This is a genomic window from Enterobacter sp. UPMP2061, assembly GCF_053709615.1.
Genome location: NZ_JBSKJP010000008.1, coordinates 1 through 15981, shown reverse-complemented (window position 1 = coordinate 15981; position 15981 = coordinate 1). Strand labels below are relative to the sequence as shown.

Below are 15981 nucleotides of genomic sequence, written 5' to 3'. Positions count from 1 at the left end.
TTTTACTACAGGTGATTTATGACTTACGTAATTGTTCATGCTCTTGCACCGATTTTCGTCATCATGCTGCTGGGATTCTGGGCCGGTAAGGCAAAGATGGTCGATAACAAAAATGTTTCCCTGCTGAATATCTTCGTGATGGATTTTGCACTCCCGGCCGCACTGTTCAGCGCCACCGTGCAAACCCCGTGGACCGGCATCGTAGCGCAGTCGCCGCTGATCCTGGTGCTCACCCTGGCGATGTGGATCACCTATGCGGTCATCTACTTCCTCGCGACAAAAGTGTTTAAAAAATCCCCGCAGGATGCGGCCGTGCTGACGCTTACCGTCGCCCTGCCAAACTACGCGGCGCTTGGCCTGCCGATTCTGGGCAGCGTGCTGGGCGAAGGCTCTTCAACTTCACTGTCCGTTGCGGTCTCCATCGCCTGTGGTTCGGTGCTGATGACCCCGTTCTGCCTGCTGATTCTGGAGCGTGAGAAAGCGCGCGCCGAAGGCAATAACTCGGGTTCAACGCTTTCCATGCTGCCGGTGCTGATGTGGCGCTCCATTAAAAAACCGATCGTGATGGGCCCGCTGCTGGGTGTGATCCTGTCCGCTATCGGCATCAAAATGCCGGAGCTGGTGCTGGCGGCGATTAAACCGCTGGGACTGTCTGCGACCGCTGCGGCGCTGTTCCTGACCGGGGTGATCCTCTCCGCGCGTAAACTTCAGATCAACACCATGGTGATCACTTCCACTCTCGCCAAGCTGCTGATCCAGCCAGCGATCGCCTGGGGTATCGTTTTAATCTTCGGTCTGCACGGCTCCGTGGCGATCACCGCCATCCTGATGATTGCGCTGTCTGCGGGCTTCTTCGGCGTGGTATTTGGTAACCGCTTTGGCGTGCAGTCGCCGGATGCTGAAGCCGTGCTGCTGTTAAGCTCCGTACTGTGTATCCTGTCGCTGCCGCTGTTTATCTCGCTGACTTCAGGAATGTAATCATGACCACAACATTACGCCCACATGACCTCATCTGGCTTACCGCGCGCGACGCCCTGGAAGGGATTACCGAATCCTGGGTGGACGCGGCCTGGCATACCGGGCTACCGGTAGTGGTGCGGCGTGATGTTGATAATGAAGGCCGTATTCCCGTTGGCGTGCGCGGATTGCGCCGCGACCAGCGGGCGGCCGGATGGGTGAAGCCTGAGAACGTGTTGCGCGTGGTGTCGCCCGAAGATTTGAGCGTTGCCGCCGACCTGCTGCGTTCGCCGTTTATCACTCAGCCGCCGGTTCAGGTGGCGCTTCAGCTTGCGCAGCAGTCGTGGCCGTGGACGTGGGGGATAACCGGCAGTACGGGTTACGCGCTGGCGACCGGCATTCCGGTGATCCATGCCGACAGCGATCTCGATCTGCTGATCCGCGCCCCGCGTGCCGTTTCCCCTGAGGCGTTTACTGGCTGGCAGGCTCAGCTCAGCCGTGCGTTGTGTCGGGCGGATACGCAGGTGGACACGCCCGAGGGCGGATTCGCGCTGGCGGAATGGTTGCGCGACGGCAAAACGCTGCTAAAAACGCAATGTGGACCACGCCTGGTGGCGGATCCATGGCACAGGGAGGAGTAATGAAAATACTGTTTACCTTTCCGGGGCAGGGCACGCAGCATGAAGGTATGCTGCAAAACCTGCCGGGAACGGAGCTGGAGCAGGCCCGTGCTGTGCTGGGGGCGGAAGTTGATACCCTGGACAGCGCATCCTCGTTAATCCACACCCGTGCGGTTCAGCTTTCGCTGTTGATTGCAGGCGTGGCGTGGGCGCGCGAGCTGGAACGTCGCGGCGTGTCGCCGGATATCGTCAGCGGGCTGTCCATTGGCGCTTATCCTGCGGCGGTTATCGCCGGTGCGCTGGACTTTACGGACGCGCTGAAGCTGGTGGCGCTGCGTGGCGATCTGATGGAGCAGGCGTATCCCCACGGCTACGGCCTGACGGCGATTATGGGATTGACCCTGCCGCAGGTGGAAAACCTGATTCAGGGGACAGGAACCTATATTGCTAATCTGAACGCCGAAACGCAGATCGTGATTGCCGGAACCGATGACGGCATGGCGCAGGTGGCGGAGCGCGCGCTGGCAAAAGGCGCAAGCAAGGCTAAGCGGCTGGCGGTGAGCGTACCGTCACACTGCGCGCTGCTGGCGGAACCGGCGCAGAAGCTGGCCGCAGCGTTTGAATCGGTCACGCTTTCACGTCCGCGTTGCGCGTACCTGAGCGGCAGCACCGGGCGCGTGCTCTGGCAGCCGGAGAGGATCGCTGATGATTTAGCGATGAATATGGCGCGAACCGTGCGCTGGCAGGAGGCGGTGATTTCCGCTAACGAGCGCGAAGCGCGGCTGGCGATTGAGATGCCGCCAGGGGGCATCCTGACCTGTCTGACGCGGCAGGCGGCGTGGGAAGGGGAATCCATTTCGCTGGAGCGCAGCGGGGTGGACGTGGCGGTGCATCTGGCGGGACGGCTTCGTGCGTAATTTTTTGCCCGGTGGCGGCTGCGCCTTACCGGGCCTACTCCCGGATTGTAGGCCCGGTAAGCGTAGCGCCACCGGGCAATAACATCAGGCACTATCCTGCAAACTTCTCGCATACATCCGCCCTTCCGCGGCCAATGCCCGCAGGCTCGGATCCTGCTCGCGGTTGCGGGCAAAGACGATCGCAATCAGCTGCTGCATCTGGTACGGCTGCGCCAGCTTCAGTAGCTGTACCGAATTTTCATACACTTTCTTCATCCTGCCCGGCATCAGCGTAAACCCGACCCCCGCCTGCACCAGACTCAGCATCGAGAAGATATCGTTTACGCGCGTCACAATCTCCGGCTCGAAACCGGCGATATGAAACGCTTCCTGAAACCCGGCGTAAGTGGCGAACCCTTCCGCGAGGGCGACAAACTTCTGATCTTTATAGTCACGCAGATCGGCGGGGCCGCTGGTATTCAGCGTGGCAGAGGCCGGTGCGGCAAGGAAAATATCGTCATGGAACAGAGGAAGCACTTCGAGGCTGTTACGGTCGATATCGCTTTCGGAAATAGAGATTAAAATCGCATCCAGCGATCCCTCATCCAGCATATGGAGCAGGGTTTCGTTCGAGCCCATCGTCAGATCCATCTCCAGATCCGGACGGCGCAGCTTCATGCCCATTATCAGGCGCGGCACGGTTTCCAGCGTCAGCGAGTAGAGCGTGCCGACGCGCAACCGTCCCTGGCCGATACCGGCGATCTTGCGCGACTCTTCCAGCCCGCGCTCCATCACCTGCATCACCTCCTGACAATACTCCAGCAGCGTCCACGCGGAGGGGAGGGCAATCAGGTTACGCCCTTTGTGAGCAAAGAGCGGGCAGCGGACGTTCTCTTCGAGGGTATGCAGCGCGCGGTGCACGCTGACACCGCTCAGGCCGAGCGTTTCGGCGGTACGTGCGATATTGCCCTTCTCCATGAACGTCATGAAGATGCTGAGCTTACGGAATGTAATCTCGCTCGTGGTATCGAAGCCCATAACCCTCCCGGCGTGTTAGTCGGCTTGCAGCATCGCTTCCAGCTGTTCCTGCGCGTCCAGCCACGCCATTTCGCACTCTTCGAGGCTGGATTTGGTTTTCGCCTGAGTTTGCAGACAGTCCGTCAGCTCCGCTTTGCGGCTCTGATCGTACAGTTCGCTGTCGCCCAGCTTCTCTTCGACGGCAGCAAGCGTGGCGTTGAGCTTTTCCATCTCTTTTTCAAGACGGGCAATCTCTTTACGCAGCGGCTGCGTCTGGGTGCGCAGTTCCGCTTCACGGCGCTTCTGATCTTTACGCGCCTGGGCGCTGTTGGCGTTGTCTTTCGCTGACTCTTCCGGCTGGTTTTCCTGCTTCTGCACGTCCGTCAGCCACTGCTGATAATCTTCCAGATCGCCGTCGAACGGCTCCACTTTGCCGCCGTGCACCAGGCAGAGATCGTCGGTGGTGGAGCGGATCAGGTGGCGGTCGTGCGATACGACAACCAGCGCCCCTTCGAACTCTATCAGCGCTTCGGTCAGCGCCTGGCGCATGTCGAGATCGAGGTGGTTGGTCGGTTCATCAAGCAGCAGCAGGTTTGGACGCTGCCAGACGATCAGCGCCAGCACCAGACGGGCTTTTTCACCGCCGGAGAAACGCGCTGTATTTTCCGTCACCTTATCGCCCTGGAAGCCAAAGCCGCCGAGGTAGTCGCGCAGTTTCTGCTCCATCTCCTGCGGCGCCAGGCGCGCCAGGTGCTGGATCGGCGATTCATCCGCGCGTAAAAATTCCAGCTGATGCTGGGCGAAGTAGCCTAGCTTGATGCCCTTCGCCAGCCCGATGTCGCCGCTGACCGGGTTAAGCTCGCCCGCCAGCAGTTTGATCAGCGTCGATTTACCGGCGCCGTTACGTCCCAGCAGACCAATGCGTGAACCTGGCACCAGGTTGAGCTTGATAGAGTCGAGGATAATGCGATCGCCATAGCCCGCGCTCACTTTTTCCATTTTCAGCAGCGGGTTCGGCAGGCTCTCCGGCTCGCGGAAGCTGAAGTGGAACGGGTTATCCACGTGCGCCGGGGCGATCATCTCCATGCGTTCCAGCATCTTGATGCGGCTCTGCGCCTGCTTGGCTTTTGACGCCTTGGCCTTGAAGCGATCCACAAAGCTTTGCAGGTGCGCCACGCGCTGCTGCTGGCTTTCATACATCGCCTGCTGCTGGGCAAGGCGCGTCGCGCGCTGGCGCTCGAAAGAGCTGTAGTTGCCGGTGTATTCGAACATGCTTTGCTGTTCGATATGAATGATTTTATCCACTACCGGATCGAGGAAGTCGCGGTCGTGAGAGATCAGAATCAGAGTGCCCTGATAGCTCTTGAGCCACTTCTCCAGCCAAATAACCGCATCAAGATCGAGGTGGTTGGTTGGTTCATCGAGCAGCAAAAGGTCGGAGCGGCAGATCAGCGCCTGGGCCAGGTTAAGGCGCATGCGCCAGCCGCCCGAGAAATCGCTCACCGGGCGTTCAAGCTGTTCGTTGCTGAAACCCAGACCGTGCAGCAGGCTGGAGGCGCGGGAGCGAATGGTCCAGGCATCGATGGCGTCCAGCTTGCCGTGGACGGTGGCGATGGCGTGGCCGTCGTTACGTTCGTTGGCGGCGTTGAGCTCCGCTTCGAGCTTGCGGTATTCACGATCGCCGTCGATAACATAGTCGAGCGCGGGTTCGCTCAGTGCGGGCGTCTCCTGGTTCACCCAGGCGAGCTGCCAGTTGCCCGGGAAGGTAAAGTTACCGCCATCCGCGCTTATCTCGTTTTTCAGCAGCGCCAGCAGGGTGGATTTACCGCAGCCGTTTTTGCCGACCAGCCCCACTTTCTGGCCCGGGTTGATGGTAGCAGTCGCGTTATCCAGCAGGACGCGCACGCCGCGACGAATTTGTAACGAGGAGAAAACAATCATAGAAGCGCCGTATGTTCCGACTATGTTAATTTGTCATTATGATAATGTAAGGTGTGGGCCATTTTCCCCACCGGGCCGCCATGGTAGCCCAAAACGACAACAATACACAAAAACAGAACCGGGAGGGGAGTGATGTCTCAGACAGCGAAAGTGCTGCTGCTGTATGCCCATCCGGAATCACAGGACTCGGTGGCGAACCGGGTGCTGCTTAAGCCGGCCACACAGCTCAGTAATGTAACGGTGCACGATCTCTACGCGCACTATCCTGATTTTTTTATCGATATTCCTTACGAGCAGGAACTGCTGCGTCAGCACGACGTGATTGTGTTCCAGCATCCGCTTTATACCTACAGCTGTCCGGCGCTGCTCAAAGAGTGGCTGGACCGCGTGCTGAGCCGGGGCTTCTCCAGCGGGGTGGGGGGCAACCAGCTGGCGGGAAAGTACTGGCGGAGTGTCATTACCACCGGTGAGCCGGAAAGCGCTTACCGTCACGACGGGCTGAACCGTTACCCCATGAGCGACATTCTGCGGCCGTTTGAGCTGACGGCGGCGATGTGCCGTATGCACTGGATGAGCCCGATTATTATCTACTGGGCACGGCGGCAGGATCCGAAAGCACTGGCGAGCCATGCCAGGGCCTATGGCGAATGGCTGGCGTCACCGATTCCGGCGGGAGGACGCTAATGGACGGTTCGAATTTACTCCTTGCCGGGGTGCTGTTTTTGTTTGCCGCCGTCGTCGCGGTCCCGCTTGCCGCGCGTCTCGGCATTGGCGCGGTGCTGGGCTATTTGCTGGCGGGGATCGCCATTGGCCCCTGGGGGCTTGGGTTTATCAGCGATGTGGATGAAATTCTCCACTTCTCCGAGCTGGGCGTGGTCTTCCTGATGTTTATCATCGGGCTGGAGCTGAACCCCGCCAAGCTGTGGCAACTGCGGCAATCTATTTTTGGCGTCGGGGCGGCGCAGGTGTTACTCAGCGCGGCCATTCTCGCGGGACTGCTGATGTTGACGCAGTTTTCCTGGCAGGCCGCGGTGATTGGCGGGATCGGTCTTGCGATGTCGTCGACGGCGATGGCGCTTCAGCTGATGCGCGACAAAGGGATGAACCGCAACGAGGCGGGGCAGCTGGGTTTTTCGGTGCTGCTGTTCCAGGATTTAGCGGTGATCCCGGCGCTGGCGCTGGTGCCGCTGCTGGCGGGCTCCGGAGACGATCATTTCGACTGGATGAAGATCTCCATGAAGGTGCTGGCCTTCGCGGGGATGCTGATCGGCGGACGGTTTTTACTGCGTCCGGTATTCCGGTTTATTGCCGCATCCGGCGTGCGCGAGGTATTCACCGCCGCAACGCTGCTGCTGGTGCTTGGCTCAGCGCTGTTTATGGATGCGCTGGGGCTGTCGATGGCGCTTGGGACGTTTATCGCCGGGGTGCTGCTTGCGGAAAGTGAGTACCGCCACGAGCTGGAGACCGCCATCGATCCGTTTAAGGGGCTGCTGTTAGGGCTGTTCTTTATCTCGGTGGGTATGGCGCTTAATCTTGGCGTGCTCTATACCCATCTGCTGTGGGTTATTGCGAGTGTCGCCGTGCTGGTGGCGGTCAAAACGCTGGTGCTGTATCTCCTCGCGAGGATTTACGGGCTGCGCAGCTCGGAAAGAATGCAGTTTTCCAGCGTGTTAAGCCAGGGTGGAGAATTTGCGTTTGTGCTGTTTTCCACGGCGTCGTCTCAGAAGCTGTTCAAAGATGACCAGATGGCGCTGCTGCTGGTGACGGTTACGCTGTCGATGATGACCACCCCGCTGCTGATGAAGCTGGTGGACAAACTGCTGTCGCGCCGCCTGAATCCCGCAGACGATGAAGACGAAGCGCCGTGGGTGGAAGATGATAAACCGCAGGTGATCGTCGTGGGCTTTGGTCGCTTCGGACAGGTGATTGGTCGCCTGTTGATGGCGAATAAAATGCGCATTACGGTGCTGGAGCGTGATATCAGCGCCGTCAACCTGATGCGCAAATATGGTTATAAGGTGTACTACGGCGATGCGACGCAGCTTGAGCTGTTGCGCTCGGCGGGGGCAGAGGCTGCGGAGTCCATCGTCATCACCTGCAACGATCCGGAAGACACGATGAAGCTGGTGGAGCTGTGCCAGCAGCATTTCCCGCATCTGCATATTCTGGCGCGTGCGCGTGGACGTGTGGAGGCTCACGAACTTTTGCAGGCGGGTGTGAAACACTTCTCCCGCGAAACCTTCTCCAGCGCGCTGGAGCTGGGACGCAAGGCGCTGGTTTCGCTGGGTATGCATCCTCACCAGGCGCAACGCGCCCAGATGCATTTCCGCCGGCTGGATATGCGAATGCTGCGTGAACTGATGCCCGTGCACAGCGACACGGCGCAGATCTCCCGCGTGCGGGAAGCGCGTCGCGAACTGGAGGAGATCTTCCAGCGTGAGATGCAACAGGAACGACGCCAGCTCGACGGCTGGGATGAATTTGAATAAAGGGTAACGAAAGATGGCTGTACGTAAACGCTTTATCGCGGGCGCAAAATGCCCATCCTGCCAGGCGCAAGATACGCTGGCCATGTGGCGTGAAAATAATATCGATATCGTTGAATGTGTTAAGTGCGGTCACCAGATGCGTGAGGCCGATAAAGAAGCCCGCGATCACGTTCGCAAAGAAGAGCAAGTGATCGGCATTTTTCATCCAGACTAGCGATATGCTCTGAGTTTTTTTAAGCTTAAGGGTACACGGGTGCAGATTTCCGCTACAATCTGCGCCAGCAATTTTCCCACGCTCAGGAGATATCATGAAAGTAGCAAAAGACCTGGTGGTCAGCCTGGCCTATCAGGTACGTACAGAAGACGGTGTGTTGGTTGATGAGTCTCCGGTGAGTGCGCCGCTGGACTACCTGCATGGTCACGGTTCCCTGATTTCCGGCCTGGAAACGGCGCTGGAAGGCCATGAAGTTGGCGACAAATTCGACGTTGCTGTAGGCGCGAACGACGCTTACGGTCAGTATGATGACAACCTGGTTCAGCGCGTTCCTAAAGACGTATTCATGGGCGTTGACGAGTTGCAGGTTGGCATGCGCTTCCTGGCGGAAACTGACCAGGGTCCGGTTCCGGTTGAAATCACTGAAGTTGAAGACGACCACGTTGTGGTTGACGGCAACCACATGCTGGCGGGTCAGAACCTGAAGTTCAACGTAGAAGTTGTTGCGATCCGTGAAGCGACCGAAGAAGAGCTGGCTCATGGCCACGTTCACGGTGCGCACGGTCACGACCATGACCACGATCACGGCCATGACGGCTGCTGCGGTGGTCACGGCCACGACCATGGTCATGACCACGGCCACGGTAAAGGTGGTTGCGGTAACGGCGGCTGCGGTTGCCACTGATTCCGTACTCCGGAAAATAAAAAAGCGGGATAATCCCGCTTTTTTTACGCCTCAATAATGAGGTGGTGGTGTCTCTTCTGACTGAGAGGCAATGTTTGACGGCTGCGTGGCCTTCAGCTTTTCCGTCAGCAGGCGCATGTGATCGCGCAGTTTTGCCATTTCAAGCTCATGGGCCGTCACGGTCTGGTTCAGTTCTTCGATGGTGATGTCCTGAAAAGCCAGGCGGCTTTCCAGCTCAGCCAGTCTCGCTTCGATCGTTGTATCCTTCATCATTCACCTCGTTTATCTCTCATTCGCCATAATGGACCAGCGGCGGCGAAGTTTAGCTGACTTTTTCCTTAAGTACAGTATCCATCTCCCTGACAAGAAACTTATTTAAACAAAAATAGTCTGAAAAGAAGCGACATTCGGGGGAGTCTGTCTGTAGATTTCTTCCGCAACGTTTTATAGTACGTCACTCATTTACGTTTAACACTGGGGTGAGAGACCTCAGGTCCTGGAGATATGGATGAAATCACTGTTTAAAGTTACGCTGCTGGCGACCACTATGGCTGTAGCGCTCAATGCGCCGCTGTCTTTCGCTGCTGATACTGCTGCGAAGCCTGCTGCGACTACAGACAGCAAAGCGGCATTCAAAAATGACGACCAGAAATCCGCCTACGCACTTGGCGCGTCTCTGGGTCGTTACATGGAAAACTCTCTGAAAGAACAAGAGAAACTGGGCATCAAACTGGACAAAAACCAGCTGATCGCAGGGGTTCAGGATGCGTTCGCAGACAAGAGCAAACTGTCTGACCAGGAAATCGAGCAGACTCTGCAAGCGTTCGAAGCGCGCGTGAAAGGCGCCGCTCAGACCAAGATGGAAGCAGACGCTAAAGATAACGAAGCGAAAGGCAAAGCCTACCGCGACAAGTTCGCTAAAGAGAAAGGCGTTAAAACCTCTTCTACTGGCCTGATCTATAAAGTTGAGAAAGAAGGTACCGGCGACGCGCCTAAAGACAGCGACACCGTTGTGGTGAACTACAAAGGTACGCTGATCGACGGTAAAGAGTTCGATAACTCTTATACCCGCGGTGAGCCTCTCTCCTTCCGTCTGGATGGTGTGATCCCGGGCTGGACCGAAGGCCTGAAGAACATCAAGAAAGGCGGTAAAATCAAGCTGGTCATCCCACCGGATCTGGCTTACGGCAAAACCGGCGTTCCGGGTATCCCGGCTAACTCCACGCTGGTATTTGATGTAGAACTGCTGGACATCAAACCGGCGCCGAAAGCGGATGCGAAAACAGACGCACCGGCTGACGACAAAGCCGCAGCAGCTAAGAAGTAATCCTGAAAAAAACCGCCGCCTTTACAGGCGGCGGTTTTTTTATTGTGGGGCAGATATAATTAACACTGGAAAGCGTTATACACGCTGTATTAATTTAGTTGTCCGTGTAGATAATGAGCCTGCCCTGAAAACCTAACGACAGGCTCCTGAAAAGGAGTGTTTTTTTCATGTCCAGGTCGCTTTTAACCAACGAAACCAGTGAACTTGATTTGCTGGATCAACGTCCATTTGACCAGACCGACTTCGATATTCTGAAATCCTACGAAGCGGTAGTGGACGGGTTAGCGATGCTCATTGGTTCCCACTGCGAAATCGTATTGCATTCCCTGCAAGATCTTAAGTGTTCCGCTATCCGCATTGCGAATGGTGAGCACACTGGCCGTAAAATTGGTTCGCCAATCACCGACCTTGCATTGCGTATGTTGCATGACATGACCGGCGCGGACAGCAGCGTCTCAAAATGCTATTTCACCCGCGCCAAAAGTGGCGTGCTGATGAAATCAGAAACGATCGCGATTCGAAATCGCGAACACCGGGTAATCGGTTTGCTGTGCATCAACATGAACCTTGATGTGCCATTCTCGCAAATCATGAGCACCTTCATCCCGCCAGAAACGCCGGACGTGGGCTCATCGGTGAACTTTGCTTCTTCGGTTGAGGATCTCGTGACCCAGACGCTGGAGTTCACCATTGAAGAGGTGAATGCCGATCGCAACGTATCCAACAACGCCAAGAATCGTCAGATCGTCCTGAACCTCTATGAGAAAGGGATTTTTGATATCAAAGATGCCATCAACCAGGTGGCCGATCGCCTGAATATCTCCAAACACACGGTTTACCTCTATATTCGCCAGTTCAAAAGCGGCGACTTCCTGGGACAAGACAAGTAATGCGTTTTGCGTTAATGGTGACGGGCCCGGCGTACGGTACCCAGCAGGCCAGCAGCGCGCTACAGTTTGCCCATGCGCTGCTTGATGCCGGTCATGAACTGGCAAGCGTCTTCTTTTATCGCGAAGGCGTATATAACGCGAACCAGTTTACGTCTCCGGCGAGCGATGAGTTTGACCTCGTGCGCGCCTGGCAAAAATTAAACGAAACGCAGGGCGTTGACCTGCATATCTGCGTCGCGGCGGCACTGCGTCGCGGCGTGACGGATGTGACCGAAGCCGAACGCCTTGGTCTGGCGGGGGCTAACCTGCAACCGGGCTTTTCGCTCAGCGGACTGGGTGCCCTGGCACAGGCGGCGTTGACCTGCGACAGAGTGGTGCAATTTTGATGAAGCGCGTAGCGTTTGTTTTTACTTCTGCGCCGCATGGCAGCGCTTCAGGCCGGGAAGGGCTGGATGCATTGCTCGCGACATCGGCTTTAACCGAAGATATCGGCGTCTTCTTTTTAGGCGATGGCGTATTCCAGCTTCTGGCAGGCCAACAACCGCAGGCCATTCTTGCGCGCGACTACATTGCGACCTTTAAAGTTCTGCCGCTCTATGACATTGAAACCTTCTATGTGTGCGCCGACTCGCTGGCCGCGCGTGGGTTAAACGAGAAAACACCGTTCGTGCTGGACGTGACGATCCTGACATCTGCTGCGCTGCGCGAACAACTCTCTCACTACAATACCGTTCTGACTTTCTGAGGCTGTCATGCTCCATACCCTGAGCCGTTCACCGTGGCAATGCGATATCGACACGTTACTGAGCATGCTGCGCGAAGGTGATGATCTGCTGCTGATTCAGGATGGCGTGCTTGCGGCGCTTGAAGGCAGCCGTTTTGTTGAAATCCTCGCGAATGCCCCCATAACAGTCTCTGCGCTGAAAGAGGATCTGGATGCGCGGGGTCTTTCTGGTCAAATTTCAGCCAAAATTGACGTGGTTGGCTATACTGATTTCGTCAATCTTACTGTGACGCACGCCAGTCAAATGAACTGGTGATTTGAGATCGCTGTATATTTCTTGACACCTTTTCGACGTAGCCCTAAAATTTCGCGTCCTCATATTGTATGAGGTCGTTTTATTACGTGTTTACGAAGCAAAAGCTAAAACCAGGAGCTATTTAATGGCAACAGTTAACCAGCTGGTACGCAAACCACGTGCACGCAAAGTTGCAAAAAGCAACGTGCCTGCGCTGGAAGCCTGCCCGCAGAAACGTGGCGTATGTACTCGTGTATATACCACCACTCCTAAAAAACCAAACTCCGCACTGCGTAAAGTATGCCGTGTGCGTTTGACTAACGGTTTCGAAGTGACTTCCTACATCGGTGGTGAAGGTCACAACCTTCAGGAGCACTCCGTGATCCTGATCCGTGGCGGTCGTGTTAAAGACCTTCCGGGTGTTCGTTACCACACCGTTCGTGGTGCGCTGGACTGCTCAGGTGTTAAAGACCGTAAGCAGGCTCGCTCCAAGTACGGCGTGAAGCGTCCTAAGGCTTAATGGTTCTCCGTTAAGTAAGGCCAAACTGATTTATCTTAATGTCAAACTAAACTCGTAGAGTTTTGGACAATCCTGAATTAACAACGGAGTAATCCCATGCCACGTCGTCGCGTCATTGGTCAGCGTAAAATTCTTCCAGATCCGAAATTCGGATCAGAACTGCTGGCAAAATTTGTAAATATCCTGATGGTAGATGGTAAAAAATCTACCGCAGAAGCAATCGTATACAGCGCGCTGGAGACCCTGGCTCAGCGTTCTGGTAAAAATGAACTGGAAGCCTTCGAAGTCGCTCTCGACAACGTGCGCCCGACTGTAGAAGTTAAGTCTCGCCGCGTTGGTGGTTCTACTTATCAGGTTCCAGTTGAAGTTCGTCCGGTTCGTCGTAATGCTCTGGCAATGCGTTGGATCGTTGAAGCTGCTCGTAAACGCGGTGATAAATCCATGGCTCTGCGTCTGGCGAACGAACTTTCTGATGCTGCGGAAAACAAAGGTACCGCAGTTAAGAAACGTGAAGACGTTCACCGTATGGCAGAAGCCAACAAGGCGTTCGCACACTACCGTTGGTAATCCCTTCGGAGTCGTAGTCACCAGGCGGGCGCTTCAGAGAAGCCGCCCGCTCTGGGTAACTTAACTGAACGCCTAAAGATATAAACGAGGAATCAAATGGCTCGTACAACACCCATCGCACGCTACCGTAACATCGGTATCAGTGCGCACATCGACGCCGGTAAAACCACTACTACCGAACGTATTCTGTTCTACACCGGTGTAAACCATAAAATCGGTGAAGTTCATGACGGCGCAGCCACCATGGACTGGATGGAACAGGAGCAGGAGCGTGGTATTACTATCACCTCCGCAGCGACTACTGCATTCTGGTCAGGTATGGCTAAGCAGTACGAACCGCATCGCGTAAACATCATCGACACCCCAGGGCACGTTGACTTCACCATCGAAGTAGAACGTTCCATGCGTGTTCTTGACGGCGCGGTAATGGTTTATTGCGCAGTTGGTGGTGTTCAGCCACAGTCTGAAACCGTATGGCGTCAGGCAAACAAATATAAAGTTCCACGCATCGCGTTCGTTAACAAAATGGACCGTATGGGTGCTAACTTCCTGAAAGTTGTTGGCCAGATCAAAACCCGTCTGGGCGCGAACCCTGTTCCGCTTCAGCTGGCAATTGGTGCTGAAGAAGGTTTCACCGGCGTTATCGACCTGGTGAAAATGAAAGCCATCAACTGGAACGAAGCAGATGCGGGCGTTACCTTCGAATACGAAGATATCCCGGCAGAGATGCAGGACCTGGCTGACGAATGGCACCAGAACCTGATCGAATCCGCAGCAGAAGCTTCTGAAGAGCTGATGGAGAAATACCTGGGTGGTGAAGAACTGTCTGAGCAAGAGATCAAATCTGCTCTGCGTCAGCGCGTTCTGAACAACGAAATCATCCTGGTAACCTGTGGTTCTGCGTTCAAGAACAAAGGTGTTCAGGCGATGCTGGATGCGGTAGTTGACTACCTGCCATCCCCGGTTGACGTTCCTGCGATCAACGGCATCCTGGACGACGGTAAAGATACTCCGGCTGAGCGTCACGCAAGTGATGACGAGCCGTTCTCTGCACTGGCGTTCAAAATTGCTACCGACCCATTCGTGGGTAACCTGACCTTCTTCCGCGTTTACTCTGGTGTGGTTAACTCCGGTGACACCATCCTGAACTCCGTGAAAGCGGCGCGTGAACGTTTTGGCCGTATCGTACAGATGCACGCTAACAAACGTGAAGAGATCAAAGAAGTTCGTGCGGGCGACATCGCTGCTGCTATCGGTCTGAAAGACGTGACCACTGGTGACACCCTGTGTGACCCGGATCACCCGATCATTCTGGAGCGTATGGAATTCCCTGAGCCGGTAATCTCCATCGCAGTTGAACCAAAAACCAAAGCTGACCAGGAAAAAATGGGTCTGGCTCTGGGCCGTCTGGCGAAAGAAGACCCATCATTCCGCGTATGGACTGATGAAGAATCTAACCAGACCATCATCGCTGGTATGGGTGAACTGCACCTGGACATCATCGTTGACCGTATGAAGCGTGAATTCAACGTTGAAGCGAACGTGGGTAAACCTCAGGTTGCTTACCGCGAAGCGATTCGCGCGAAAGTTACCGATGTTGAAGGTAAACACGCTAAGCAGTCTGGTGGTCGCGGTCAGTACGGTCACGTTGTGATCGACATGTACCCACTGGAGCCGGGCTCTAACCCTAAAGGTTACGAGTTCATCAACGACATCAAAGGTGGTGTAATTCCTGGCGAATACATCCCTGCCGTTGATAAAGGCATCCAGGAGCAGCTGAAAGCTGGTCCTCTGGCTGGTTACCCGGTTGTAGACATGGGTGTTCGTCTGCACTTCGGTTCTTACCACGACGTTGACTCCTCTGAACTGGCGTTTAAACTGGCTGCGTCTATTGCCTTTAAAGAAGGCTTTAAGAAAGCAAAACCAGTTCTGCTTGAGCCGATCATGAAGGTTGAAGTAGAAACTCCTGAAGAGAACACCGGTGACGTTATCGGTGACTTGAGCCGTCGTCGCGGTATGCTGCGTGGTCAGGAATCCGAAGTAACTGGCGTTAAGATCCACGCTGAAGTTCCGCTGTCTGAAATGTTCGGATATGCAACTCAGCTGCGTTCTCTGACCAAAGGTCGTGCATCATACACTATGGAATTCCTGAAGTATGATGATGCGCCGAACAACGTTGCTCAGGCCGTTATCGAAGCCCGTGGTAAGTAATCCACAGGATTAAAACCTAAGTCCCGTGCTCTCTCCGAAGGGGAGAGCACTATAGTAAGGAATATAGCCGTGTCTAAAGAAAAATTTGAACGTACAAAACCGCACGTCAACGTTGGTACTATCGGCCACGTTGACCATGGTAAAACTACCCTGACTGCTGCAATCACCACTGTACTGGCTAAAACCTACGGCGGTGCTGCTCGTGCTTTCGACCAGATCGATAACGCACCAGAAGAAAAAGCTCGTGGTATCACCATCAACACCTCTCACGTTGAGTATGACACCCCGACTCGCCACTACGCACACGTAGACTGCCCAGGCCACGCCGACTATGTTAAAAACATGATCACCGGTGCTGCGCAGATGGACGGCGCGATCCTGGTTGTTGCTGCGACTGACGGCCCTATGCCTCAGACTCGTGAGCACATCCTGCTGGGTCGTCAGGTAGGCGTTCCTTTCATCATCGTGTTCCTGAACAAATGTGACATGGTTGATGACGAAGAGCTGCTGGAACTGGTAGAGATGGAAGTTCGTGAACTGCTGTCTCAGTACGATTTCCCAGGCGACGACACTCCAATCGTTCGTGGTTCCGCGCTGAAAGCGCTGGAAGGCGAAGCAGAGTGGGAAG

The 15981-nt window shown here is 55.5% G+C and carries 19 protein-coding genes; 16 read left to right on the top strand and 3 right to left on the bottom strand.

The window, feature by feature from the left end; genetic code table 11:
* Positions 1–18: 18 nt before the first annotated feature.
* The 3 genes from ACWKXX_RS15510 to mdcH are packed head-to-tail and all read left to right on the top strand — an operon-like array spanning position 19 to position 2494.
* Positions 19–978, top strand: a complete 960-nt coding sequence (locus ACWKXX_RS15510; RefSeq protein ID WP_047726234.1) for an AEC family transporter — start codon at positions 19–21, stop codon at positions 976–978.
* A 2-nt stretch (positions 979–980) separates the two neighbouring features.
* The gene (locus tag ACWKXX_RS15505; protein ID WP_040118173.1) at positions 981–1598 is read left to right on the top strand and encodes a malonate decarboxylase holo-ACP synthase; all 618 of its coding nucleotides are present in this window, start codon (positions 981–983) and stop codon (positions 1596–1598) included.
* A complete protein-coding gene (gene mdcH, locus ACWKXX_RS15500) occupies positions 1598–2494 on the top strand; it encodes a malonate decarboxylase subunit epsilon (protein WP_261665955.1) in 897 nt (298 codons plus the stop codon). Before ACWKXX_RS15505 ends, mdcH begins: the two co-directional genes overlap by 1 nt.
* Before the next feature lie 84 nt (positions 2495–2578).
* Here the strand turns inward: mdcH and ACWKXX_RS15495 are convergent, their stop codons facing one another.
* Both ACWKXX_RS15495 and ACWKXX_RS15490 read right to left on the bottom strand, forming a co-directional pair.
* Positions 2579–3511, bottom strand: a complete 933-nt coding sequence (locus ACWKXX_RS15495) for a LysR substrate-binding domain-containing protein (RefSeq protein WP_017384171.1) — start codon at positions 3509–3511, stop codon at positions 2579–2581.
* A 15-nt stretch (positions 3512–3526) separates the two neighbouring features.
* A complete protein-coding gene (locus tag ACWKXX_RS15490; RefSeq protein ID WP_261665956.1) occupies positions 3527–5431 on the bottom strand; it encodes an ABC transporter ATP-binding protein in 1905 nt (634 codons plus the stop codon).
* 132 nt (positions 5432–5563) lie between these two features.
* On the opposite strand from ACWKXX_RS15490, the gene kefG reads away from it, so the two are divergent.
* The 4 genes from kefG to slyD all read left to right on the top strand — a co-directional run bounded on the left by kefG (position 5564) and on the right by slyD (position 8819).
* The gene (kefG, locus tag ACWKXX_RS15485) at positions 5564–6115 is read left to right on the top strand and encodes a glutathione-regulated potassium-efflux system ancillary protein KefG (RefSeq protein ID WP_003861686.1); all 552 of its coding nucleotides are present in this window, start codon (positions 5564–5566) and stop codon (positions 6113–6115) included.
* Complete coding sequence (kefB, locus tag ACWKXX_RS15480) at positions 6115–7920, top strand: glutathione-regulated potassium-efflux system protein KefB (protein WP_032103994.1); 1806 nt, start codon at positions 6115–6117, stop codon at positions 7918–7920. The genes kefG and kefB overlap by 1 nt, the downstream gene beginning before the upstream one ends.
* A 13-nt stretch (positions 7921–7933) precedes the next feature.
* Positions 7934–8134, top strand: coding sequence for a YheV family putative zinc ribbon protein (locus ACWKXX_RS15475; RefSeq protein WP_003861689.1), 201 nt, complete (start codon positions 7934–7936; stop codon positions 8132–8134).
* A gap of 94 nt (positions 8135–8228) precedes the next feature.
* Entirely contained in the window at positions 8229–8819 is a 591-nt protein-coding gene (slyD, locus tag ACWKXX_RS15470; RefSeq protein WP_003861691.1) for a peptidylprolyl isomerase, read from the top strand.
* Between the two features lie 51 nt (positions 8820–8870).
* Here slyD and ACWKXX_RS15465 read toward each other — a convergent pair whose 3' ends face one another.
* Positions 8871–9089 carry a protein SlyX gene (locus ACWKXX_RS15465; protein WP_003861693.1) on the bottom strand — a complete coding sequence of 73 codons (219 nt, stop codon included), beginning with the start codon at positions 9087–9089 and terminating at the stop codon, positions 8871–8873.
* 238 nt (positions 9090–9327) lie between these two features.
* Here ACWKXX_RS15465 and fkpA point away from each other — a divergent pair, with 238 nt between their 5' ends.
* The 9 genes from fkpA to ACWKXX_RS15420 all read left to right on the top strand — a co-directional run.
* Complete coding sequence (fkpA, locus tag ACWKXX_RS15460) at positions 9328–10146, top strand: FKBP-type peptidyl-prolyl cis-trans isomerase (protein WP_003861695.1); 819 nt, start codon at positions 9328–9330, stop codon at positions 10144–10146.
* Between the two features lie 167 nt (positions 10147–10313).
* Complete coding sequence (locus tag ACWKXX_RS15455) at positions 10314–11036, top strand: helix-turn-helix transcriptional regulator (protein WP_003861697.1); 723 nt, start codon at positions 10314–10316, stop codon at positions 11034–11036.
* The gene (tusD, locus tag ACWKXX_RS15450; protein ID WP_015571410.1) at positions 11036–11422 is read left to right on the top strand and encodes a sulfurtransferase complex subunit TusD; all 387 of its coding nucleotides are present in this window, start codon (positions 11036–11038) and stop codon (positions 11420–11422) included. The genes ACWKXX_RS15455 and tusD overlap by 1 nt, the downstream gene beginning before the upstream one ends.
* Positions 11422–11781: a sulfurtransferase complex subunit TusC gene (gene tusC / locus ACWKXX_RS15445; protein WP_032649699.1), complete on the top strand. Its 360-nt coding sequence runs from the start codon at positions 11422–11424 to the stop codon at positions 11779–11781. The genes tusD and tusC overlap by 1 nt, the downstream gene beginning before the upstream one ends.
* 7 nt (positions 11782–11788) lie before the next feature.
* Positions 11789–12076: a sulfurtransferase complex subunit TusB gene (gene tusB, locus ACWKXX_RS15440; protein ID WP_015571409.1), complete on the top strand. Its 288-nt coding sequence runs from the start codon at positions 11789–11791 to the stop codon at positions 12074–12076.
* A 124-nt stretch (positions 12077–12200) separates the two neighbouring features.
* The gene (gene rpsL / locus ACWKXX_RS15435) at positions 12201–12575 is read left to right on the top strand and encodes a 30S ribosomal protein S12 (protein WP_000246815.1); all 375 of its coding nucleotides are present in this window, start codon (positions 12201–12203) and stop codon (positions 12573–12575) included.
* A 96-nt stretch (positions 12576–12671) separates the two neighbouring features.
* Positions 12672–13142, top strand: coding sequence for a 30S ribosomal protein S7 (gene rpsG, locus ACWKXX_RS15430; protein ID WP_003861706.1), 471 nt, complete (start codon positions 12672–12674; stop codon positions 13140–13142).
* 96 nt (positions 13143–13238) lie between these two features.
* Positions 13239–15353, top strand: coding sequence for an elongation factor G (fusA, locus tag ACWKXX_RS15425; protein ID WP_006812195.1), 2115 nt, complete (start codon positions 13239–13241; stop codon positions 15351–15353).
* Between the two features lie 69 nt (positions 15354–15422).
* On the top strand, positions 15423–15981 hold a 559-nt coding region (locus tag ACWKXX_RS15420), incomplete at its 3' end, for a GTP-binding protein (RefSeq protein WP_252906317.1).

What these genes read in the sequence shown, in the direction of transcription:
- ACWKXX_RS15510 (WP_047726234.1), top strand. Translation starts at nt 19, where the DNA reads ATGACTTACGTAATTGTTCATGCTCTTGCACCGATTTTCGTCATCATG.
- ACWKXX_RS15505 (WP_040118173.1), top strand. Translation starts at nt 981, where the DNA reads ATGACCACAACATTACGCCCACATGACCTCATCTGGCTTACCGCGCGC.
- mdcH (WP_261665955.1), top strand. Translation starts at nt 1,598, where the DNA reads ATGAAAATACTGTTTACCTTTCCGGGGCAGGGCACGCAGCATGAAGGT.
- ACWKXX_RS15495 (WP_017384171.1), bottom strand. Translation starts at nt 3,511, where the DNA reads ATGGGCTTCGATACCACGAGCGAGATTACATTCCGTAAGCTCAGCATC.
- ACWKXX_RS15490 (WP_261665956.1), bottom strand. Translation starts at nt 5,431, where the DNA reads ATGATTGTTTTCTCCTCGTTACAAATTCGTCGCGGCGTGCGCGTCCTG.
- kefG (WP_003861686.1), top strand. Translation starts at nt 5,564, where the DNA reads ATGTCTCAGACAGCGAAAGTGCTGCTGCTGTATGCCCATCCGGAATCA.
- kefB (WP_032103994.1), top strand. Translation starts at nt 6,115, where the DNA reads ATGGACGGTTCGAATTTACTCCTTGCCGGGGTGCTGTTTTTGTTTGCC.
- ACWKXX_RS15475 (WP_003861689.1), top strand. Translation starts at nt 7,934, where the DNA reads ATGGCTGTACGTAAACGCTTTATCGCGGGCGCAAAATGCCCATCCTGC.
- slyD (WP_003861691.1), top strand. Translation starts at nt 8,229, where the DNA reads ATGAAAGTAGCAAAAGACCTGGTGGTCAGCCTGGCCTATCAGGTACGT.
- ACWKXX_RS15465 (WP_003861693.1), bottom strand. Translation starts at nt 9,089, where the DNA reads ATGAAGGATACAACGATCGAAGCGAGACTGGCTGAGCTGGAAAGCCGC.
- fkpA (WP_003861695.1), top strand. Translation starts at nt 9,328, where the DNA reads ATGAAATCACTGTTTAAAGTTACGCTGCTGGCGACCACTATGGCTGTA.
- ACWKXX_RS15455 (WP_003861697.1), top strand. Translation starts at nt 10,314, where the DNA reads ATGTCCAGGTCGCTTTTAACCAACGAAACCAGTGAACTTGATTTGCTG.
- tusD (WP_015571410.1), top strand. Translation starts at nt 11,036, where the DNA reads ATGCGTTTTGCGTTAATGGTGACGGGCCCGGCGTACGGTACCCAGCAG.
- tusC (WP_032649699.1), top strand. Translation starts at nt 11,422, where the DNA reads ATGAAGCGCGTAGCGTTTGTTTTTACTTCTGCGCCGCATGGCAGCGCT.
- tusB (WP_015571409.1), top strand. Translation starts at nt 11,789, where the DNA reads ATGCTCCATACCCTGAGCCGTTCACCGTGGCAATGCGATATCGACACG.
- rpsL (WP_000246815.1), top strand. Translation starts at nt 12,201, where the DNA reads ATGGCAACAGTTAACCAGCTGGTACGCAAACCACGTGCACGCAAAGTT.
- rpsG (WP_003861706.1), top strand. Translation starts at nt 12,672, where the DNA reads ATGCCACGTCGTCGCGTCATTGGTCAGCGTAAAATTCTTCCAGATCCG.
- fusA (WP_006812195.1), top strand. Translation starts at nt 13,239, where the DNA reads ATGGCTCGTACAACACCCATCGCACGCTACCGTAACATCGGTATCAGT.